The organism is Streptomyces sp. NPDC002209 (assembly GCF_042890265.1).
Lineage (GTDB): Bacteria > Actinomycetota > Actinomycetes > Streptomycetales > Streptomycetaceae > Streptomyces.
Map to the genome: position 1 here is coordinate 349,970 of NZ_JBIARX010000001.1, position 21,246 is coordinate 371,215.

Sequence of the window (21,246 nt, forward strand, 5' to 3'; positions counted from 1 at the left end):
GAGGAAGTGTGCGGCCTGCGGCCGCCGCGTGCAGGCTACCGTGCGTGCGGAGGTCACCACTCCATGGCCCGGGGCTCACCGCTCCGGGGCCCGGCGGTCACCACTCCAGTGCCCAGGGCCTTCCGGTGGCGGCGAAATGCCCGACGTTCACGCATTCCGTGCCGCCGATCCGCATGCGCCGGGCCAGCGGCTGGTGCACGTGCCCGAACAGCGCGTACCGCGGGCGGGTCCGCCGGATCGCCGCGAGCAGGGCCTCGCTGCCGCGTTCGAACCGGCGCGCGACCGTGTCGTAGCAGAGTTCGGGAACCTCCGGCGGGATGTGCGAGCAGAGCACGTCCACCTCGCCGAGCGCCTCGACCTTGGCGGCGTACTCCTCCTCGTCGACCTCGTACGGGGTGCGCATCGGGGAGGGCAGTCCGCCTCCGACGAAGCCGAAGACGAGGCCGCCGATCTCCACCCGCTGCCCGTCGAGGACGGTGGTGCCGGGTCCGGCGTACTCGGGCCACAGACCCGGGATGTCGACATTGCCGTAGGTGGCGTACGTGGGCTGCGGGAACGCGGCGAACATCTCGGCGTACTGGCGGCGCACTGCGCCCTCGATCAGCTGTTCCCGGTCGAGCCCGGCCCACAGCCGCCGCCCGAAGTCGCGGGCCTCGTCGAAGCGGCCCGCGGTGCGCAGCTCCACGATCCGGTCGGCGTTCTCGACGCCGAACAGGTCGGGGAAGATGCCGCGCGAGTGGTCGGCGTAGTCGAGGAAGAGCACGAGGTCGCCGAGGCAGATCAGGGCGTCGGCGCCCTCACCGGCGCGGGCGAGCGCATCGGCGTTGCCGTGGACGTCGCTGACGACATGGACCCGCGTGCTGCTTTTCCTGCCACCCATGCGCTTAACCCTAGGGGGGTCCGGGGGCCGCGGGTAGAGGGGGTGGCACAGGCGGCCTACCTGCGGTTACTTCCGAGTCGCAAACGGGGTCGACTACTGTCGGCATGGCACGGCCGTGGCATGTGACGCACGGAACATCTGGCCGGTTCCCTCTATCCGGAACCCACTACCCATGGGTAACGTCCGGTCGGTCCACATGGTGGCGATGGCGCCCAGAGGAGCAGCAGTCTTGCGCGAGTTCAGCCTTCCGGCCCTGTACGAGGTCCCGTCGGACGGGAACCTGACGGATCTCATCCGCCGCAATGCCGCGCAGCATCCCGACACCGCCGTCATGGCCCGCAAGGTCGACGGCCGGTGGCAGGACGTGACCGCGACCGAGTTCCTCGCCGAGGTGCGCGCCGCCGCCAAGGGCCTGATCGCGGCCGGCATCCAGCCCGGCGACCGCGTGGCGCTGATCTCCCGCACCCGCTACGAGTGGGTGCTCTTCGACTTCGCGATCTGGAGCGCGGGCGCCGTCACCGTCCCCGTGTACGAGACCAGCTCGCCCGAGCAGATCCAGTGGATCCTCGGCGACTCCGGCGCGGCCGCGGTGGTCGTGGAGAGCCCGGGGCACAGCGCGGCCGTGGCCTCGCTGCGCGACCGGCTGCCGGAGCTGCGCGAGGTCTGGGAGATCGAGCAGGGCGCGCTCCAGGCGCTGCAGGCCGCCGGCGCGGGCGTGGCGGACGAGGAGGTCGACCGGCGCAGCTCGCTGGCGAACGCCGACGACCCGGCCACCATCGTCTACACCTCGGGCACCACCGGCCGCCCCAAGGGCTGTGTGCTGACCCACCGCAACTTCTTCGCCGAGTGCGGCAACGTGGTGGAGCGCCTGAGCCCGCTGTTCCGCACCGGCGAGTGTTCCGTGCTGCTCTTCCTGCCGGCCGCGCACGTCTTCGGGCGCCTGGTGGAGGTGGCGGCCGTCCTGGCGCCGATCCGCCTGGGCTGCGTACCGGACATCAAGAACCTCACCGACGAGCTGCAGTCCTTCCGGCCCACGCTGATCCTCGGTGTGCCGCGCGTCTTCGAGAAGGTCTTCAACTCGGCGCGCGCCAAGGCCCAGGCCGACGGCAAGGGCAAGATCTTCGACGCGGCCGCCGAGACGGCGATCGCGTACAGCCGGGCGCTGGACGCCCCGGGCGGCCCGTCCTTCGGCCTGAAGCTGAAGCACAAGCTGTTCTCCAAGCTGGTCTACAGCAAGCTCCACACGGTCCTCGGCGGGCGCGGCGAGTACGCGATCTCCGGCGGGGCCCCGCTGGGCGAGCGGCTCGGCCACTTCTTCCGCGGCATCGGCTTCACGGTCCTGGAGGGCTACGGCCTGACCGAGTCGTGTGCGGCCACGGCCTTCAACCCGTGGGACCGTACGAAGATCGGTACGGTCGGCCAGCCGCTGCCGGGCTCCGTGGTGCGGATCGCCGACGACGGCGAGGTGCTGCTGCACGGCGAGCACGTGTTCAACGGGTACTGGAAGAACGAGGCGGCGACCGCCGAGGCGCTGACCGACGGCTGGTTCCACACCGGCGACGTCGGCACCCTCGACGAGGACGGCTACCTCGCGATCACCGGGCGCAAGAAGGAGCTCATCGTCACGGCGGGCGGCAAGAACGTCGCGCCCGCGGTGATCGAGGACCGGATCCGCGCGCACGCGCTGGTCGCGGAGTGCATGGTGGTCGGCGACGCGAGGCCGTTCGTGGCCGCGCTGGTCACCATCGACGAGGAGTTCCTCGGCCGCTGGGCCGCGGAGAACGGCAAGCCGGCCGGGGTCACGGCGGCGGAGCTGCGCGAGGACGCGGACCTCATCGCCGCCGTCCAGAAGGCCGTGGACGACGGCAACGCGGCGGTTTCCAAGGCGGAATCGGTGCGGAAATTCCGCATTCTGCCCTCCCAGTTCACGGAGGAGTCGGGTCACATCACGCCTTCGCTGAAGCTGAAGCGGAATGTGGTGGCGAAGGACTTCGCGGACGAGATCGAGGCCCTGTACCGCGGCTGAGGCAGCCCGCGGTCAGCGCGGGTCCTCTGCCAGGATCCGCGCCATGTTCCGCTCGGCGAGCGCGGTGACGGTGACGAACGGGTTCACCCCGAGCGAGCCCGGGATCAGGGAGCTGTCGACGACGTACAGCCCCCGGTAGCCCTTGGCGCGGCCGTGGTTGTCGGTCGCGTCGCCGAGGACGCAGCCGCCGAGCGGGTGGTACGTGAAGTTGTCGGCGAAGTTCCTGTTGTCGCCGAACAGGTCGTAGCGGTAGATCGTGAAATTGGCCCGGTTGATGCGGTCGAAGAGGTTCTTGGCCGCCTGGACCGACGGGGTGTTCTGGTCGCGGCGCCAGTTGAGCCGCGCCGAGTCCGTGGCCGCGTCGTACGTGAAGTGCCCGCGCTCCGGGTTCTTGGTGATGGCCAGGTACATCGAGATCCAGTGCTCGAAGCCCATGGGCAGCGGGGCGATCTCCGCGAACACCGGGTTGGCGGCGTTGTCCCAGTCGTCGATCCCCAGGGCGGGCATGGTGGCCTGGTTGCAGCCGACGGTGTCCCACAGGTGGTTGGCGCGCGCGGTCATGATGTTGCCGTTGTGGCCCCAGCCGAGCCCGACCTTCTCGCTGAGCGCGGGCAGGGTGCCCCTCTCGCGGGCGCGCAGCAGGATCTCGGTGGTGCCGAGGCTGCCGGCGCCGAGGAAGAGCTGTGCGCAGCCGAGTTCCCTGACCTGGGTGACCCTTCCCGTCAGATCGCTGGTGTGGACGGTGAGTACGTAGCCCCCGGCCGGGTCCTGGCGGACGCCGACGACGCGCTGCATGGTCTCGATGGTGACGTTGCCGGTGCCGATCGCGGCAGCGAGATAGGTCTTGTCGACGCTCTTCTTGCCGAAGTTGTTGCCGTAGATCACTTCGCCCGCGAGGGCGGAGCGGGTGGCGGTGCCGGCGGCCTCGCGCTGCATGTACGAGAAGTCGTACACGTTGGGCACGAACGTGGTCCGCAGGCCGGTGTTCTGGGCGTGCTTGCGGGAGATCCGGGCGAACCGGTACCACTCCGTGGACTCGAACCAGCCGGGGTCGATGTCGTTGACGCCGAGCATGGCGCGGGCCCGGGGGTAGTACGTGCCGTACATCTCGTCGGCGTCGACCTGGGGCAGCACCTCGGAGAAGTACGAGCGCCGGGGCGTCGGGGCCATGCCGCCGTTGACGAGGGATCCGCCGCCGACGCCGCGGCCGACGTACACGGACATGTCGCCGTGGTTCACGCGGTCGAGGACTCCGGGGTAGGGGCTGATGTCGCGGTTGACGACGTCGAGCCACAGGAACTGGGCAAGCGGGGCCTCGGTGCGGGTGCGGAACCACATGGACCGCTGGTCGGGGGCGGAGGTGGAGGGGAAGACCTTGCCGTCCGGGCCGGGGGTGTTCCAGAGCCGGCCCATCTCGAGGACGACGGTCCGTACGCCGGCCTGCCCGAGCCGGAGGGCGGCTACGGCCGAACCGTAGCCGGATCCCACGACGATGGCGGGGGCGTACTGCGCGGCGGCGGGCTCGGCGGCCGCGGCCGATTGCAGGCCTATACGGGTGAAGCCGAGGGCGGCGGCGGTCTGGAGGGCGCCGATGCCCAGGAAATGACGGCGCGTCAGCTGAGATGTCATGGCCGCATCATGGGCGGAATCCGGCCGTCCACCCAGAGGCGGTGTTGACAGACTTCTGAGGAACAGTCAGATGTGGCGGAGGATCACCGCACCGCTCCGGGCCGGGCCGGAACCGGCCTCAGACCTGCTCGGTCGGCCGGACGAGCATCTCCGCCACCGCGACCCGCCGCGGCCGCGTGACGATGTACACGATCGCGTCCGCGATGTCCTGCGCCTCCAGCCGCTCGATGCCCCCGAACATCCGCGTCAGCACCTCCTGCACCTTCGGGGAGTTGTGCCCGCGCAACTCGGTGTCCACGGCGCCGGGCTCGACGAGGGAGACCCGTACGTGCTGCCGCGCCAGCTCCTGGCGCAGTGCCTCGCTGAACGCGAAGACGCCGAACTTCGTGGCGCAGTACCCCGCGGCCATGGCCCCGGACTGGCGGCCCGCCACGGAGGACACGTTGACGATGTCGCAGACCTGCCGGGGGCCGTCCGCCGCGGCGTTCACGAGGTGCGGCACGGCCGCGTGGGTGGTGTGCATCAGGCCGGTCAGGTTGACGTCCACCATCCGCTTCCAGTCGGCGGTGGCCGACTCGGTGGCGTAGCCGAGGATCATCAGGCCCGCGTTGTTCACGAGGGTGTCCAGCCGTCCGAGCTCCTTGACCGTACGCTCCACCACGCGCGCGGCCTCGGCCTCGTCGGCGATGTCGGCGGGCAGGACGAGCGCCGCGCCGCCGCCGGCCTCGATCTGGGCGGCCAGTTCCGTGAGCCGGTCCCCGCGCCGTGCGGTGAGCGCGACGGTGGCTCCCCGCCCGGCGAGCGCCAGGGCGGCCGCCCGGCCGATCCCGCTCGAAGCGCCGGTCACCAGGGCCACGGTGCCGCGCAGCACGTCGTCCATCGTCCTCACCACTCCTCGCCGGCGCGCCACGGTCGTGCACGTCCGCAGACATGCCTTCCGTGTCCGGCGGGACATGCACGGCCGGGGCCCCGACCCGCCCTGGTCGGCCTAATCGCGCGCCGGGGGCGGCCGACGGGACCGCGCGCCGGTGGTGGCCGGCAGGGCCGCCGGGACGGTCAGAGCAGCTCGCGCAGGCGGTCGGCCAGGAGGTCCCAGCGCCACTTCTCCTCGACCCAGGCCCGGCCCCGCTCGCCCATGCGGCGGCGCAGCTCGGGGTCCTGCAGCAGGGCGATCACACGGTCCGCCGCGTCCTCGGGGACGCCGCCCCGGACCACCCAGCCCGTCTCGCCCTCCAGCACCGCGTCCGGCGCCCCGCCCGAGTCGCCCGCGACCACCGGCAGGCCCGTCGCCGAGGCCTCGAGGTAGACGATGCCGAGGCCCTCCACGTCCAGTCCGCCCCGCCGGGTCCGGCACGGCATCGCGAAGACGTCCCCGGCGCCGTAGTGGGCGGGCAGCTCGGCCCACGGGACCGCGCCCGTGAAGACCACCGAGTCCGCGACCCCGGTGGAGACGGCCAGCGCCCGCAGGTCCGCCTCGTACGGGCCCCCGCCGACCACCAGCAGCACGGCGTCCGGCACCGCGGCCAGGATCCGCGGCATCGCCTCGATCAGCGTGTCCTGCCCCTTGCGGGGCACCAGCCGCGAGACGCACACCACCACGGGCCGGTCCGCCAGCCCCAGCCGGGCCCGGATCTCGTCGCCGCCCGACCCGGGGTGGAAGGTCTTCTCGTCCACCCCCGGCGGGAGTTGCACCATCCGTGCCGCCGCCCGGTCCGTCAGCGCCGGGGCGATCCGCGAGCGCGTGTACTCGCCCAGGTACGTCAGCGTGTCCGTGCCCTCGCCGATGCGGCGCAGCAGCTGCCGCGCCGCCGGCAGCTGCGCCCAGCCCGCCTCGTGCCCGTGGGTGGTCGCCACGATCCGCTTCGCCCCGGCGCGGCGCAGCGCCGGTCCCATCAGCCCGAGCGGGGCCGCCGCCCCGAACCACACCGACTCGCAGCCGTGTTCGCGCAGCAGCCCGACCGCCCGCCGGGTCACCCGCGGGGTCGGCAGCAGCATCGTCGTACGGTCGCGCACGACCTGGAACGGCTGCTCGGCGTCGAAGGCCGCAGTGGCCTCGCGGCCCTCGGGCCCGTGCTTCCAGGTGGAGGCGTAGACGACGATCCGGTCGGGATCCAGCCGCAGCGCCATGTTGTGCAGGAAGGCCTGGATACCGCCGGGCCGCGGCGGGAAGTCATTGGTCACGATCAGCGTCTTGTACATCGCCAGCCGACAGTACCGGACGCCCCCGCGCGGCCCTGATCCGCCGGACACCCCTACCCTCCCCGGGGCGCGCCCAGCTCCTCGCGGAGGCTCGCCTGCCAGGCCAGCGTCAGGCCGGGCACATCGCCGCCGATGGTTTCCTCCAGGGCCGTCGCCAGGGGTGTGCGGCCTGCCAGCTCGTAGAGGCGCACCAGCGTGGCCTCGCCCCACCTGGCCGCGATCAGCCGGCAGGCCAGCCATGCGCCTTCGTACGCGCGGGCCAGTGCCTCCGGGTCGCCGCCGAAGGCGAAGGCCCGGTCGGCGGGGAGCTCGGCCGGCAGCTCGCCGCGGCGGACCGCGCGGGCCAGTGCGGGCGCGGCCTGCTGCGGGGTGGTGGCGCCGCCGCGGTACGCCGCCCAGTCCGCGAAGCCCTCCGACAGCCACAGCGGGGTCCGGGCGGAGGTCGCGGCGCGGGTGGCCACGTGGGTGACCTCGTGGGTCAGGACGACGCCGCGGCCCGCCGCGCTGAGCTCCGCCCAGCCCTCCGGGTTGACGACGACCCGGTCGGCAGGGGCCGCGGCGGCGCCCACGCGGCCCGTCGTGACGGCCCCCATGCCCCGGTACTCGGCGGCCGGCCGGCCCAGCAGCTCCGCCATCCGCTCCAGGGAGCCGGGCACCAGCACCACCACCCGGCCCGCCCACGGACCCGGCCAGGCGGCGCCCGCCGCGGGCACCGCCCGGTCCGCCTCCGCCGCGATCGCGGACAGGGTCTGCGGGGACTGGCCGGCGCCGAGCACCAGCGCGTGCGCGCCCCGGACCACCTCCACCGGGCCCTGGTCCCACAGCTGCGGCGGGGCGCCCGGTGCGGGACGGTCCCCGGTGACCCGCCACCGTCCGCCGTCCCGGCTCAGCCGCACCTCGCGCGCGGACCCGGCCGGGGCCTTGTCGTAGCCGGTGAGCCGGTAGTGCAGTTCCGCCCGGGCCGTGGCCCCGGCGCCGTCCCGCCGGACCGCCGAGACCTCGTACGCCCATCCCTCCAGCGGGATCCCGGCGAGCTGCGCGGGCGGCGTCCGCGACCAGGCGGCGACGGCCTCCCGGACGTCCCGCTCGGCGGCGTCGCGCGCCGCGGGCGCCCCGCAGCCCGCGAGCAGCACGCTCAGCAGGAGCGGCAGGACGCGTACGAGGAGCCGACGGACCGGGGACATCCGACGATCGTACGCACGGGCCGCACCGGGGGCCGGGTCAAGGGCGTGTCACCGAGGACACCGGCATCATCCCGACCGGGTCGTAGCGCACCCGGGCCCCCGGGTACGGGGCGTGCACCACCTGCCCGTTCCCGACGTACATGCCGACGTGGCTGGCGTCCGAGCGGTACGTGACGAGGTCTCCGGGCTGTGCCTGCGAGAGCGGGACCTGGCGGCCCGCGTACCGCTGCGCCTGCGAGGTGCGCGGCAGGGAGACGCCCGCCTGCCGGTACGACCACACCATCAGCCCGGAGCAGTCGAACCCCGAGGGCCCGGTGGAGCCCCAGATGTACGGGCGGCCGACCGCGGCCCGGGCCGCCATCACGGCGGTCGCGGCGCGCCCCGAGGAGGGGCCGAGCGCGTTGGGTTCGGGCAGGCCTTCGGGGCGCCCGCCCGAGCGCGAGGCCCGCTCGAAGTCGGCCCGCTCCTGCGCGGGCATGGCGCCCAGGAGCCGGCGGGCCGCGGCGAGCTTGGCGGTGACGGCGCGCTTCTGGCGGGCCACGTCGGCGCGTACGGCGTCGAGTTCGGCGAGCTTCTGCGAGGCCTCGTGGCGCTGCTGGCCCAGCCGGCGCTGCTCCTTGCGCAGTTCGTCGAGCCGGCGGGCCTGCCGGTCGGTCAGCCGGCCCAGTTGGGAGGCCTTGTCGAGGTACTCGTCCGGGTCCTCGGAGAGCATCAGCTCGACGGCGGGGTCGATGCCGCCGGAGCGGTACTGGGCTCCGGCGAACGTGCCGAGGACGCCGCGCATGGTGTTGATGCGGTCCTGGCCGCGGGCCAGTGCGTCCTGGGCCCGGTCGATCTCGGTGCGCAGCCGGTCGGCCCGCTCGCCCGCCCGGTTGTAGCGCTCGGTGGCCTGTTCGGCCTCCTCGAAGAGCCGGTCGACCTGGGCGCGGGCGCCGGCCGGGGGCTCCTGCGGCCGGGCCGGGGCCGCGACGGCCGCCCCGCCCGCCATGGCTGCCACGGCCGCGGCGGCGGTGAGGACGGTGACCTTGGTGCTCCGGTCGAGACTGCCGAGCCCGGGCCGGCGATGGGACGCCACGAGGAACCGCTCCCTTCCGCTGCGCGGGACCGGGTCCGCCCCCCGTGGACGGCCGTGTGCCGGGTTCCGCGCTGGCAGACAGTAGCCGCGCGGCCACACACCGGCCAACGACCGCCGAAGGGCACACACAGTGACGCCCCGCCTCAGACGCAGGTCACCGGCGGGGCGTGTGGTCACAGCGGGGCCGCGGAATTCGCCCGGATGGGCGGTGTGCGGCGCGTCCTGTGCGGGAGTCCCCCGTAGGGGATCCGGGAGGAGGTCCGGGAGCGTCAGCCGACGCGGACACCGAACTGGAACGGCATGTTGCCGATGGCCTCGTACTTGACGCCGCCGCGCGGGTTCGAGGCGTGCAGGACCATCCCGTTGCCCGCGTACAGGGCGACGTGGTGCAGGTCCGAGTAGAAGAACACCAGGTCGCCGGGCTGCAGCTGGCTCTGGCCGATGCGCGTGCCGTCGTTGGCCTGGGTGTAGGTGGTGCGCGTGATGCTGACGCCGGCCTGCTTGTAGGCCCACTGGGTCAGCCCCGAGCAGTCGTACGCGCTCGGGCCGGTGGCGCCGGAGACGTACGCGCTGCCCAGCTTGGTCTTGGCGGCCGCCAGGGCGGCGCCGGCGCGGCCCGAGGCCTTGACGTTGCCGAGGTCGGCGCGGTCGCTGGCGCCGCGGCTGGCGCGGGTGTCCTCGTCCTTGAGGGAGGCGCGCTCCTGCGCCGTCAGGGTGTTGAGGAGGGCCTGGGCCTCGGCGAGCTTGTCCTGCGAGGCCTTCTTCTTCTCGCCGAGCTCCTTGCGGGTGGCGTCGAGGTCCGCGAGCTTGCCGGAGGCCTCCTGGCGCTGCTGCGCGAGCGAGCGCTGCTTGGCCTGGATCTTCTGGACCGCTTCGACCTGCTTGCCGCTCAACTGCTCGAGGGTGGAGGCCTTGTCGAGGTAGGTCTCGGGGTCACCGGAGAGGAAGAGGGCCACGGACTGGTCCATGCCGCCGGTGCGGTACTGGGCGCTGGCCATCGAACCCAGCGTGGTGCGCAGCTGGTTGAGCTCGTCCTGGCCGCGGGCGACCTGGTCCTGGAGCTGCCCTATCTCCTTCTCGAGCTTCTCCTGGTGCTCCTTGGCCCCGTTGAACTTCTCGGTGGCCTGCTCCGCCTCTTCGTAGAGGGCGTCGACCTTGGCCTTGACCTCGTCCTTGCTCGGCTGGGCCGGAGCGGCGGAGGCGCCGTGTGCGGAGAGGGCGACGGCCGCGGCGGCCGTGGCGGTGAGCACGGTCACACGAGTGCGGGTCGGCTGCTTGGGTCGACGGTGGGACGCCACGAAGGCGAGCTCCTTCTTCCTAGAGCCGCCGAAGGAACGCAACTCGGCGACACCTTCGCCGTCACTCCGAATGAGTGACCTACCGCACGAAGGTTTGAGCAGACCCTAGTGACCCGGCTGTGATCAGTTCAAATCCTGTCGAGAAAAAAATCGCTTGCCGACCAGGTTCTTTACCTACAGCCCACGCTCTGTGCAGGGCACTTGACGGTACGTTCCCTGTTGGCCATGCCAAATCGGGCATTCCGTCGACGAGTTACGAAACGCGCGAAAGCCGCTTCAGCAACAAAGCGGACGTCACCGGCCGGGCGCCGGCCTTCGCCACGCCGTCGGCCACCTCGCGGTCCGTGGAGACCACGACCACGGGCCGGCCGGGGGGCTCCGCGCGCACCAGCTGGCGGATCAGCTCGTCCGCCGTCACGCCGGGCTTGGAGAACAGCACGCGCACCCCGCGCGGCGGTGCGAGCAGCACCGGGGCGGCCAGTTCCGCGCCGTCGAAGACACAGGTCATCTCCGCGCCGGTCTGCGCGGCCAGCATCGACAGCCCGCCCAGCAGCCGCAGCCGCTGCTTCTCCAGCGGCATCGTCGGATAGCCGGTCTTGGTCACGTTGTAGCCGTCGACCACCAGATGGGCCTGGGGCAGCGCCAGCAACTGGTCCAGCAGCGCCGGGTCGGTCTCCGACAGGGCCCTCGCCGCGATGTCCTTCGGGGTCATCCGGCCCGGCTCCACCGCGTCCACGGTGTCGGCCGGCCTCGTCGACACCGGAGGCAGCGCCAGCTCGCGGCGCAGCCCCTGGGCCGCGTCCAGCACGGTGTCCAGCAGCAGCCGCAACCGCATGTCCTCGACGCTGCGGCCCTCGCGGGTGGCCCGGCGGGAGGTCTCCAGCGCCGCCTCGACCTCTGCGAGGCGGGACTTGAGCCGCCGGGTCTCGCTCTCGGCGGCGGCCACGTGTGCGGCCGCCTCGCCCCGGATGCCGTCGATCTCGGCGGTGACCTTGCGCAGGGCCGCCTCGCCGCGCTTCACATCGCTCTGGGCGCTGCGCAGCTTGCGGTGAAGCGATTCCGCTTCCTTGCGCGCCGCGTCGAGCTCGGCCCGCACCTGCTCGCCGCCGAGGCGCTGCAGGTCCCGTGCGTGGGCCAGTTCCTCGCGGAGCCGGTCCAGTTCACGCCGGGTCTCCTCCCCCACCCGCTCGGCGTCGGCGCGCTGCGCCTCCTCGCCCGCGGCGGCCACCAGCTTGACCCAGCCGACCGGCCGCAGCACGTACGCGGCGGCCGCCACGTCCAGCGGGTCCGCGGCGGCGGGGGGCGCACCGGACTCCAGCGCACCGGCCAGTTCGGCCTGCGCCTCGCGCAGCTTCTCGGCGACGCGGCCCCGGAAGACGGCGTCCGCCTCCACGGCCGCGGCCATGGCGTTGCCCGCGAACTTGGCGCGCCGGGTCGGGGTGAACCGGGCGTACTGGCGCAGCTGCGCCGGGAGGTCCGCGACCGTCAGTCCGCCGAAGGCGTCCGAGACGAGCGCGACGACCCGGCGCCGCACGCCTTCCGGCAGCGGGCGGTCGAGCACCTCCGCGGCGTCGCCGGCCGCATCGGCCGGCTCAGCGCCGCTTGCTGGCTCCACAATCCGTCACCCCTACCGTGATCTACCTGTGGGCCCGGCTCCCTCAGGAGTCCGTGCCCGGCCTGTCCACGAGCTCGATCTGGTCCACCGCGTTGCACCACCGGCAGCGGACCGACTCGATGGTCTCATTGACCACCTCGCGCTCCTCGACCTTGGGCTCCCCGGCGAGATCCAGGTGGACGTACTCCACGACCTTCGACGAACGGGTGACGTCGAAACGCGTGAGGTTGCCGCACAGCGTGCAGCGCCACCGGGTGGTGTCGGTCGGCAGGGGAACCGTCATCAGGCCGCTCTCTCCTTCGTAGCTGTTTCAATTAAAGCCGCCGTCTGCGTCAATCGGCGGACCGCAGCACGTAACCCTACGGCCTGCCGGTGCTCCGGGTGGGTCCGCTTGGGTCATGCTCGATCGCATGATCGTAAGGTGGCAGGCCCTTCGGGAGGCCGTGCGGGGCCCGGTGGTCGTCCACGCGCTGATCGCAGGCTGCTGCGTGGTGTTCCTGCTCGGTCCGGCCTCGGGGCTGAACCCCTCGTACGGCACGGGCGAGCGGTTACTGGAGACGGGGACCGCGTACTTCCGGCGCTGGGGGGTGGTCCCGGACGAGCTCTTCACCGGGTCGGCGCGGGCGCTGCTGACCCCGCTCACCGCGTTGTTCGTGCACGGCAGCTGGCTGCACCTGCTCGGCAACATGCTCTTCCTCTACGTCTTCGGCGTGATGACGCAGGAGCGGATGGGCCGACCCGAATTCCTGTCGTTCTACGTCTGTACGGGTTACCTGGCCCTGGCGGCGTACGCGGCGGCCAACGCCTCCTCGGCCCAGACCCTGGTCGGTGCGTCGGGTGCGATCTCGGCGGTGCTCGGGGCCTTCCTGTGCCTGTTCCCCCGCGCGCGGGTCACCAGCCTGTTCCCCTTCCTCCTGTTCCTCCCCCTGCGCTTCCCGGCCTGGATCGTCCTGCTGTTCTGGTTCGGCCTCCAGTGGCTGGCGGCGCACCGCGCGGGCAGCGGCCCGGGGGTGGCGTACCTGGCCCATGTGGTGGGCTTCTCGCTCGGCTTCGTCTACGCGTGGGTGCGGTATCGGCGTACGACTAGAGTGAGGAGACCAGCGACGGCCACCGAGGGAGACAGCCAGCCGTGATCACCGCGATCGTGCTCATCAAGACCAGCGTGGACCGCATCCCCGAGATCGCCGAGTCGATCGCCGCGCTGGACAACGTCAGCGAGGTCTACTCCGTCACGGGAACGTACGACCTGATCGCGCTGGTCCGCGTGGCCCGCCACGAGAACCTGGCGGACATCATCCCGGGCCGCATCAGCAAGATCCCTGGCGTGGAGGCGACGGACACCCACGTGGCGTTCCGCACGTACTCCCAGCACGACCTGGAAGCGGCGTTCGCCATCGGCCTCGACGCGTAGCACCTGCGCGCTCCCACCCCTCAGAGCCCGGGCAGGCTCTCCCCGGCCGCGGCGTCGTTCATCCAGTCGCTCCGGGCGGTCGCCCGGGGACCCGGTCCCGCCCCCACGGCCCACTCCCGTACCCGGGCCCGGTCCCGCCACCAGTCCCGGACCAGCTCCGGGGTCCAGCGGGCGTCGCCGTCGCCGCCGTACGCGCTGAAGGGTTCGCATTCGGCGGCGCAGACCAGGGCGTGGACCTCCGCGGGCGTCCGGGGCCGGCGGTACACGAACTCACTGCCGTACTCGTCCTCGTACATGACGTGGTCGGGCGCGCACTGCCGCCCGGTGAGGCAGGTGTCGGAGTCGGCCGCGCAGAAGGGTCCGGGCACGCTGCGCCAGTCCCGCTGCTCCCACCCGTCGGGCGCCGGCCCGGACCAGTCGCGGCCCACCCGGTCGCCCCGCCACGGCGGATGCGGCTCGCCCGCCATCGCGCGGGCGGTCGGTACCGGGTCCCAGTAGGTCATGATCCGTACCGTCTCACACGGCCGGGACGCAGCGGCCTTCCTCCGTGCGGTACTGCCACTTGGCGCCGTTCGCCACCAGTTCCCGGACGGCCCGCACGAAGCGGTCCACGTGCTCGTCGGGGGTACCCGCACCGAAGCTGACGCGGATCGCGTTCAGCGAGCGCTCGCCCGGGGCCGCCTCGGGGGCTCCGCACTCGCCCTGGGTCTGCGGCTCGCTGCCCAGCAGCGTGCGGACCAGCGGGTGCGCGCAGAACAGGCCGTCTCGGACGCCGATCCCGTACTCCGCCGACAGCGCGGCCGCGAAGTGCGAACTGTTCCAGCCGTCCACGACGAAGGAGATGACGCCGACCCGCGGGGCGTCGTCCCCGAAGAGGGAGAGGATCCGGACGGCCGGGACCTCCGCCAGGCCGCCCCGGACCTTGGCGATCAGATGGCGCTCCCGGGCGACGAGGCCGTCGAAGCCCTCCTCGGTCAGGGCCTTGCAGGCGGAGGCGATCGCGTACACGCCGATGACGTTCGGGGAGCCGGCCTCGTGGCGGGCGGCCGTGGTGTGCCACTCGACGTCGACGCCGCCGTCCGCGCGGCGGGCGACCTTCCGGGAGGCGCCGCCGCCGGCCAGGTACGGCTCCGCCTGCTGCAGCCAGTCCGCGCGGCCGGCCAGCACGCCCGAGCCGAACGGCGCGTACAGCTTGTGCCCGGAGAAGGCCACCCAGTCCACGTCCAGCTCCTGCACGGAGACGGGGTGGTGCGGGGCCAACTGGGCGGCGTCCAGGACGATCCGCGCGCCGTGGGCGTGCGCGGCCGCGGCGAGCTCCTTCACCGGCCACAGCTCACCGGTGACGTTGGACGCCCCGGTGACGCAGACCAGGGCCGGGCCTTCCCCGAGCTCCCGGTCGGCGAGGGCCCGCTCCAGGGTGGCGACGGCCTCGTCCGGGGTGCGCGGGGCGTTGAGGTACGTGACCTGCGCGTCCGTCCAGGGCAGCAGCGAGGCGTGGTGCTCGGTCTCGAAGACGAACACCTGGCAGTCGGCGGGGAGTACGGCGGCGAGCAGGTTCAGGGAGTCGGTGGTGGACCGGGTGAAGACGACCTGGTCGCCGGGGCGGCAGTCGAGGAACCCGGCGACCGTGGCGCGGCTCTGCTCGAAGAGGTCGGTGGAGAGCTGGGAGAGGTAGCCGGCGCCGCGGTGCACGCTGCCGTAGTAGGGGGCGTACGCGGCGACGTCGTCCCAGACCCGCTGCAGGGCGGGTGCGCTGGCCGCGTAGTCGAGGGCGGCATAGGTGACCTCGCCGCCGGTGACGAGCGGGACGGTGACGTCCCGGCCGAGGACCGGCAGCGGCTCGGCACAGGCGGGGTCGAGGGGGGCTGCGGGGGCGGGCACGGCGGCGGTGGCGACGGCGTTCGGGTACGTGGACATGGCGGTATCTCCCGGCAGGACAGGCTGAATGGCTTCGGACGGCCCGTACGCGGGTACGCGGATGCGCGGACGCGCATGCGGCACAGGGGTACGGGAGTTGCCTCGACGCACGGACGGCTGGGGGCCGTGCGGAGGGTGAAGAAGGGGCGGAGCCGCCCTATCGCATTCGCTTGCTCACGGAAAGAGCTCCTCGAGAGACCAGGACCCCTGGTGTCGAGGGATCCGCGCTTGCCGTAGGCCTTTCTGCCTACGACCTGGTCATCACCCGGGGCACCCCGCCACGGAAGGAGGGTTGCCGGACAGCAAGCCGGGGCCTAAACGCTGTCACTCGTGACCTGGTCAGCATCCTGCCACAAGATCCCTCACGCGCAAGACCCCGGTCCGCATGCTGGACCGGGGCCATCTCTTTCACGCCGTTCTGTTCACCGCTGCGCGTTGCCGGCCGCTACGCGTTGCTGGCCGCCACCCAGCGGTCCAGGGCCGCGCGGGCGGCGCCCGAGTCGACGGCTTGTGCCGCCCGGGCGATGCCGGCGCGGATCTGCTCCTCCAGGGAGCCCGTGCCGGGGTCCAGGGCCACCAGGGCCGCCGCCGAGTTCAGCAGCACCGCGTCGCGGACCGGGCCGGTCTCGCCGGCCAGCAGGCGGCGGGCGACGTCCGCGTTGTACGAGGGGTCCCCGCCCGACAGCGCGGAGACGTCGACCAGCCCGATGCCCACGTCGCGCGGGTCGAAGGACTGCTCGTCCACCCGGCCGTCGCGGACCCACCACACCCGGGAGGTGGCGGTGGTCGTCAGCTCGTCCAGGCCGTCGTCGCCGCGGAACACCAGCGCCGAGGAGCCGCGCTCCGCCAGCACGCCCGCCACGATGGGCGCCACCCGCGCATCCGCGACGCCCGTGGCCTGCGCCCGTACCCGCGCCGGATTGGTCAGCGGGCCCAGGAAGTTGAAGGTGGTCCGGATGCCCAGCTCCCTGCGGGCCGCGGCCACGTGCCGCAGCGCGGGGTGGAACTTGACCGCGAAGCAGAAGGTGATCCCGGCCTCCTCCGCGACCTCGACGACCCGCGCCGGACTGAGGTCCAGGTTGACCCCCAGCTTCTCCAGCACGTCCGAGGAACCGCTCGCGCTCGACGCGGCCCGGTTGCCGTGCTTGACCACCTTGGCGCCCGTACCGGCCACCACGATCGAGGACATCGTCGAGATGTTCACCGTCTTGGCCCCGTCGCCGCCGGTGCCGACGATGTCCACCGTCCGGCCCGGCACCTCGATCAGGTTGGCGTGCCCGTACATGGACCGTACGAGGCCGTTGATCTCCGCGACGGTCTCCCCCTTGGCCCGCAGCGCCACCACGAAGCCGGCGATCTGGGCGTCGGTGGCCTCCCCGCGCATGATCCGGTCCATGGCCCAGGCGGTTTCCTCGGCGCGCAGGTCCTGGCCGGTCAGCAGGGCGTCGAGGACGCCCGGCCAGCCACGAGCCGCCACGCTGTCGCCGCCTGCCGGGGTCACAACGTTCATGGTCCGCTCCTGCTGTTGGTCGGCCACCCGGTGTCGGGGTCCAGGTCGAATGGGCAGGGCTCCAGCCTATCCAGCCCCGGGGACGGCAAAGAGCCCCGTCCGGACACTGGACGGGGCTCTCGCCGTGGCGACACCAGGACTGACCGAAATCAGTCCCTCAAGCGGGATCAGTGGTGGCCGTGGCCGCTCTGGATCTCCTTGTACTCCTCCACCGTGGGCTTCGGAATCTGGTTGTTCTCGGCGTAGAAGCCCTTGCTCAGCTTCGCGCGGAGCTTCTCCATGCGGCCGACCTTGCGCTCGACACCGTTCTCGTCGACCGTCGGGCCGATCTCGATCGGCTTGTACTGCTCGTGCGCGGTGAGCGTGTGCAGCTTGCCCTGCGAGAGCGGCTCGTGGACCTCGACGAACTCACCGTGCGGCAGGCGCTTGATGATGCCGGTCTCGCGACCGTGCAGCACCTTGTCGTGGTCCCGGCGCTGCAGGCCGAGGCAGATGCGCTTGGTGACGATGAACGCGAGGACCGGGACGACGAAGAAGCCGATCCGGACGAACCACGTGATGTTGTTGATCGAGAGGTGGAAGTACTGCGCGAACATGTCGTTTCCACCGCCGATCAGCAGCACGATGTACTCCGCGATCCAGGCGACGCCGAAGGCCGTACGGGTCGGGACGTTGCGCGGGCGGTCCAGGATGTGGTGCTCGCGCTTGTCCCCGGTGACCCAGGACTCGATGAACGGCCAGACGGCGATCGCGCCCAGCACCACCGGGAAGATCACCAGCGGGATGAACACGCCCAGGACGAGCGTGTGGCCCCACAGGTTGATCTCCCAGCCCGGCATGGCACGGATCAGGCCTTCCGGCATACCCATGTACCAGTCGGGCTGCGCACCGGTGGACACGTGGTCCGGACGGTACGGGCCGAGCGCCCAGATCGGGTTGATCGAGGCGATCGCCGCGATGGCCGCGATGACACCGAAGACCAGGAAGAAGAAGCCTCCGGCCTTGGCCATGTAGACCGGCAGCAGCGGCATGCCGACGACGTTGTTGTTCGTCTTGCCGGGACCCGCGAACTGGGTGTGCTTGTGGTAGAAGACCAGGATCAGGTGGGCCACCAGCAGGCCCATCATGATGCCGGGCAGCAGCAGGATGTGGATCGAGTAGAACCGGGCGACGAAGTCGCCGCCGGGGAACTCGCCGCCGAAGAGGAAGAACGAGATGTACGTGCCGACGATCGGCACGGACAGGATCGCGCCCTCCATGAAGCGGACACCGGTGCCCGAGAGCAGGTCGTCCGGCAGGGAGTAACCGGTGAAACCGGTGAACATGCCGAGGACCAGCAGCAGGAAGCCGAAGATCCAGTTGACCTCGCGCGGCTTGCGGAACGCGCCGGTGAAGAAGACGCGCATCATGTGCACGACCATGCCCGCGACGAAGATCAGGGCCGCCCAGTGGTGGATCTGCCGGATGAGCAGACCACCGCGGACGTCGAAGCTGATGTCCAGCGTCGAGGCGAAGGCCTCGGACATCGTGACGCCCTGCATCGGCACGTACGAGCCGTGGTACACGACCTCGTTCATGCTCGGGTGGAAGAACAGCGTCAGGTACACACCCGTGAGGATGATGATGATGAAGCTGTAGAGGCAGATCTCGCCCAGCATGAAGGACCAGTGGTCCGGGAAGATCTTGCGCATGTTGGACTTGGCCAGGCTGTAGATGCCCAGGCGGCCGTCCGCCCAGTCGGCTACCCGCTCGCCGGCCGGCGCTTTGCGCTTCGAATCGGTGGCAGTGCTCATCCGCGCTCCCAGAATGCAGGACCGACGGGCTCTTCGAAGTCGCCGAGCGCCTCGAGGAAGCCTTCGCCGTTCACGCCGATCCGCAGCTGCGGAAGCGCGTGGCCGGCCGGGCCGAAGATGACACGGGCGCCGTCGGAGAGGTCGAAAGTGGACTGGTGGCACGGGCAGAGCACGTGGTGCGTCTGCTGCTCGTACAGGCTGATCGGGCAGCCGACGTGGGTGCAGATCTTCGAGTAGGCCACGATGCCCTCGTGGGACCACTCCAGTTCCTGCTTGTCCTTGATGTCCTCCGGCTTGATCCGGACGATCATCACGGCAGCCTTGGCGATCTGCGTCTGGAAGTCGTGCTGCTCCTCCTCCAGGCCCTCGGGCACGACGAAGGTCAGCGAACCGACCTGGACGTCCTCGGGACGCAGCGGCTCCATCGTGTTCTGGTTGATGAGCAGCTTGCCCTTGGCCCACACGGTCTTGCGCAGCTTCTCCTCGGGCAGCGGGCCCAGGTCGCGCATGATCATGAGCGCGGACAGCGGCAGCATGGCCAGCGCGCCCAGCATCGTGTTGCGGATCAGCGGGCGGCGGGCGATGCCCGACTCGTTCGCACCGTCGGCGAAGTCCGACAGGACCTTCGCCTTGACCTCCGGCGGCGCCGCGATCTCGTGGCGCTCGTCGGCGACCTCCACGTCGGACATCAGGGTGCGGGCCCAGTGGACCGCGCCCGCGCCGATGCAGAAGAGGGCGGTGCCCAGGGTCAGACCCAGGGCGAAGTTGAGCGCGCTCACCTTCCCGACGGGGAAGATGTACACGATCTTGTCGACCGGGATGGTCACGTACGAGGCGATGAAGCCGATCGTGGCCAGCATCGACAGCGTGAACAGCATCGCCACGGTGCGCTCGGAGCGCCTCGCGGCCCGCTCGTCGATGTCCTGGATACGGGGCTTGTGGACCGGAAGGCCCGGGTCGGCGAACGGGTCGTCCGCGACTGCTACGCCACCGTGGTGCGCGTCGCCCTGCTCACTCGGCAGGTGCTTCTCTTCGGGAATGTCTTGGCTACTCATGACTTCTTGGCCTTAGCGGTGTGGGCCGCGACCCAGACGGCGACAGCGATCAGCGCACCCAGACCGAAGATCCAGCCGAACAGACCCTCGGAAACGGGGCCGAGGCCACCGAGCTTCAGGCCGCCAGGGCTGACCGACTGCTCGCCGTTCACGTGCTGGATGTACGCGATGATGTCCTTCTTCTCCTTCGTCGGCATCGTGCTGTCCGGGAAGGAGGGCATGTTCTGCGGGCCGGTGAGCATGGCCTCGTAGATGTGCTTCGGCTCGACGCCCTCGAGGTTGGGGGCGTACTTGCCGTTCGTCAGCGCGCCGCCTTCGCCGGTGAAGTTGTGGCACTGCGCGCAGTTGTTGCGGAAGAGCTCACCACCCCTGGCGATGTCGGCGCCCGCCGGGTCGTACTGCTTCTCGGTCGGCACGATCGGGCCGGCGCCGAGGGAGGCGATGTAGGCGGCGAGCTGGTCGATCTGGGCCTGGTCGTAGATGACCGGCTTCTTCGGCACCTGCGCGCCGGGCTGCTGGGCGGGCATGCGGCCCGTGCTCACCTGGAAGTCGACGGCCGCGGAGCCGACGCCGACCAGGCTGGGGCCGTCAGTGGAACCCTGACCGCCGGTTCCGTGGCAGCTTGCGCAGCCCACGGCGTAGAGCTTCTTGCCCTCCTCGATGGCGAGGGACTGGGCGGTTTCATCGGCCTGCGCCTTGCCCGCGGGGGCGAAGGCGGCGTACAGCCCCCCAGTGGCCGCCAGCGCGAGGAGTAGAACGACGACCGCCGCCAGCGGATGGCGTCGTCGTGCGGAGAGCTTTTTCACGGATTACCCCGGTGTCAGGATCTTCTGCGTCGGTGTTTCTGGATGGAGTGCCGGGTCTGGCCCGGTGACGTGTTCGCTACTTGATCAGGTAGATCGTCGCGAAGAGGCCGATCCAGACGACATCGACGAAGTGCCAGTAGTAGGACACGACGATGGCCGACGTGGCCTGTTCGTGGGTGAACCTCTTGGCCGCGTACGTCCGGCCGAGGACCAGCAGGAAGGCGATGAGACCGCCCGTCACGTGCAGACCGTGGAACCCGGTGGTCAGGTAGAACACGGAGCCGTACGGACCGGACGAGAGGCTCATGCCCTCGTGCTTGACCAGCTCGGTGTACTCGAACACCTGGCCGCCAATGAAGATCGCACCCATGACGAACGTGATCATGAACCACGACCGGAGCTTCTTCACGTCACCGCGCTCCGCGGCGAATACGCCGAGCTGGCAGGTGAGGGAGGAGAGCACCAGGATCGTCGTGTTCGTCGCCGAGAAGGGCAGATTCAAGGCCGAAGCCTGCTCTGTCCAGTACTCGGCGCCTGTCACGGATCGCAGGGTGAAGTACATCGCGAAGAGGGCCGCGAAGAACATCAGCTCGGAACTCAACCAGATGATGGTTCCGACGCTGACGAGGTTCGGCCGGTTGACCGTCGGGTGCGCGTGCCCGGTATCTACTGTCGTTGCTGTCGCCACGACCGACATTATGTCGGTCGCTTATCCCGCCCTCACCCCGGGGGGTGCCGTTCGGAGTGTCCGGGGCGTGTGCAAGGCCCGAACGGCCCATCAGATCGGCCCGGAGCGTTCATCGGCGAGGCTGTTCGAACCGATGTTGACAGCGGGTCGGACGGAGTAG

Annotated in this window: 19 protein-coding genes and 1 riboswitch; of the genes, 3 read left to right on the plus strand and 16 right to left on the minus strand. The window is 71.4% G+C overall.

From position 1 onward, the window contains the following. Window positions 1–97: 97 nt before the first annotated feature. Window positions 98–880, minus strand: coding sequence for a metallophosphoesterase (locus ACFYXK_RS01660; RefSeq protein ID WP_389409332.1), 783 nt, complete (start codon window positions 878–880; stop codon window positions 98–100). A gap of 229 nt (window positions 881–1,109) precedes the next feature. Between ACFYXK_RS01660 and ACFYXK_RS01665 the strand changes: the two genes are divergently transcribed. Next, window positions 1,110–2,906, plus strand: coding sequence for an AMP-dependent synthetase/ligase (locus ACFYXK_RS01665; protein ID WP_389409333.1), 1,797 nt, complete (start codon window positions 1,110–1,112; stop codon window positions 2,904–2,906). A 12-nt stretch (window positions 2,907–2,918) separates the two neighbouring features. Here ACFYXK_RS01665 and ACFYXK_RS01670 read toward each other — a convergent pair whose 3' ends face one another. The 8 genes from ACFYXK_RS01670 to ACFYXK_RS01705 all read right to left on the minus strand — a co-directional run bounded on the left by ACFYXK_RS01670 (window position 2,919) and on the right by ACFYXK_RS01705 (window position 12,189). Further along, a complete protein-coding gene (locus ACFYXK_RS01670; protein WP_389409334.1) occupies window positions 2,919–4,535 on the minus strand; it encodes a GMC oxidoreductase in 1,617 nt (538 codons plus the stop codon). Window positions 4,536–4,653: 118 nt separating this feature from the next. After that, window positions 4,654–5,415: an SDR family NAD(P)-dependent oxidoreductase gene (locus ACFYXK_RS01675; RefSeq protein WP_389409335.1), complete on the minus strand. Its 762-nt coding sequence runs from the start codon at window positions 5,413–5,415 to the stop codon at window positions 4,654–4,656. A 176-nt stretch (window positions 5,416–5,591) separates the two neighbouring features. Next, entirely contained in the window at window positions 5,592–6,734 is a 1,143-nt protein-coding gene (locus ACFYXK_RS01680; RefSeq protein WP_389409336.1) for a glycosyltransferase family 4 protein, read from the minus strand. A gap of 53 nt (window positions 6,735–6,787) precedes the next feature. Then, complete coding sequence (locus ACFYXK_RS01685) at window positions 6,788–7,918, minus strand: hypothetical protein (RefSeq protein ID WP_389409337.1); 1,131 nt, start codon at window positions 7,916–7,918, stop codon at window positions 6,788–6,790. 37 nt (window positions 7,919–7,955) lie between these two features. Further along, window positions 7,956–8,993 carry an NlpC/P60 family protein gene (locus ACFYXK_RS01690; protein WP_389409338.1) on the minus strand — a complete coding sequence of 346 codons (1,038 nt, stop codon included), beginning with the start codon at window positions 8,991–8,993 and terminating at the stop codon, window positions 7,956–7,958. 269 nt (window positions 8,994–9,262) lie between these two features. Further along, window positions 9,263–10,291, minus strand: coding sequence for an NlpC/P60 family protein (locus ACFYXK_RS01695; protein WP_389409339.1), 1,029 nt, complete (start codon window positions 10,289–10,291; stop codon window positions 9,263–9,265). Window positions 10,292–10,544: 253 nt separating this feature from the next. Continuing rightward, window positions 10,545–11,909: an NYN domain-containing protein gene (locus tag ACFYXK_RS01700; RefSeq protein ID WP_389409828.1), complete on the minus strand. Its 1,365-nt coding sequence runs from the start codon at window positions 11,907–11,909 to the stop codon at window positions 10,545–10,547. Between the two features lie 40 nt (window positions 11,910–11,949). Next, the gene (locus tag ACFYXK_RS01705; protein WP_030291802.1) at window positions 11,950–12,189 is read right to left on the minus strand and encodes a hypothetical protein; all 240 of its coding nucleotides are present in this window, start codon (window positions 12,187–12,189) and stop codon (window positions 11,950–11,952) included. A 127-nt stretch (window positions 12,190–12,316) separates the two neighbouring features. Between ACFYXK_RS01705 and ACFYXK_RS01710 the strand changes: the two genes are divergently transcribed. Next, window positions 12,317–13,039 carry a rhomboid family intramembrane serine protease gene (locus ACFYXK_RS01710; RefSeq protein WP_389409340.1) on the plus strand — a complete coding sequence of 241 codons (723 nt, stop codon included), beginning with the start codon at window positions 12,317–12,319 and terminating at the stop codon, window positions 13,037–13,039. Continuing rightward, on the plus strand, window positions 13,036–13,317 hold the full coding sequence (locus ACFYXK_RS01715; RefSeq protein WP_030291798.1) for an Lrp/AsnC ligand binding domain-containing protein: 282 nt from the start codon (window positions 13,036–13,038) through the stop codon (window positions 13,315–13,317). The genes ACFYXK_RS01710 and ACFYXK_RS01715 overlap by 4 nt, the downstream gene beginning before the upstream one ends. Window positions 13,318–13,337: 20 nt before the next feature. Here the strand turns inward: ACFYXK_RS01715 and ACFYXK_RS01720 are convergent, their stop codons facing one another. From ACFYXK_RS01720 to ACFYXK_RS01750, 7 genes are all read right to left on the minus strand, one after another. Then, on the minus strand, window positions 13,338–13,820 hold the full coding sequence (locus ACFYXK_RS01720; protein WP_389409341.1) for a hypothetical protein: 483 nt from the start codon (window positions 13,818–13,820) through the stop codon (window positions 13,338–13,340). A 13-nt stretch (window positions 13,821–13,833) separates the two neighbouring features. Then, on the minus strand, window positions 13,834–15,234 hold the full coding sequence (locus ACFYXK_RS01725) for an aminotransferase class V-fold PLP-dependent enzyme (protein WP_389409342.1): 1,401 nt from the start codon (window positions 15,232–15,234) through the stop codon (window positions 13,834–13,836). A 219-nt stretch (window positions 15,235–15,453) separates the two neighbouring features. Beyond that, window positions 15,454–15,570, minus strand: a riboswitch (SAM riboswitch). Between the two features lie 109 nt (window positions 15,571–15,679). Further along, a complete protein-coding gene (gene trpD / locus ACFYXK_RS01730) occupies window positions 15,680–16,744 on the minus strand; it encodes an anthranilate phosphoribosyltransferase (protein WP_389409343.1) in 1,065 nt (354 codons plus the stop codon). A gap of 167 nt (window positions 16,745–16,911) precedes the next feature. Further along, a complete protein-coding gene (locus ACFYXK_RS01735) occupies window positions 16,912–18,537 on the minus strand; it encodes a cytochrome bc complex cytochrome b subunit (protein ID WP_389409344.1) in 1,626 nt (541 codons plus the stop codon). Continuing rightward, window positions 18,534–19,592: a Rieske 2Fe-2S domain-containing protein gene (locus tag ACFYXK_RS01740; RefSeq protein ID WP_383508003.1), complete on the minus strand. Its 1,059-nt coding sequence runs from the start codon at window positions 19,590–19,592 to the stop codon at window positions 18,534–18,536. Before ACFYXK_RS01740 ends, ACFYXK_RS01735 begins: the two co-directional genes overlap by 4 nt. Next, window positions 19,589–20,398, minus strand: a complete 810-nt coding sequence (locus ACFYXK_RS01745) for a c-type cytochrome (protein WP_389409345.1) — start codon at window positions 20,396–20,398, stop codon at window positions 19,589–19,591. Before ACFYXK_RS01745 ends, ACFYXK_RS01740 begins: the two co-directional genes overlap by 4 nt. A gap of 76 nt (window positions 20,399–20,474) precedes the next feature. After that, window positions 20,475–21,095, minus strand: coding sequence for a heme-copper oxidase subunit III (locus ACFYXK_RS01750; RefSeq protein ID WP_383507996.1), 621 nt, complete (start codon window positions 21,093–21,095; stop codon window positions 20,475–20,477). Window positions 21,096–21,246 lie beyond the last annotated feature (151 nt).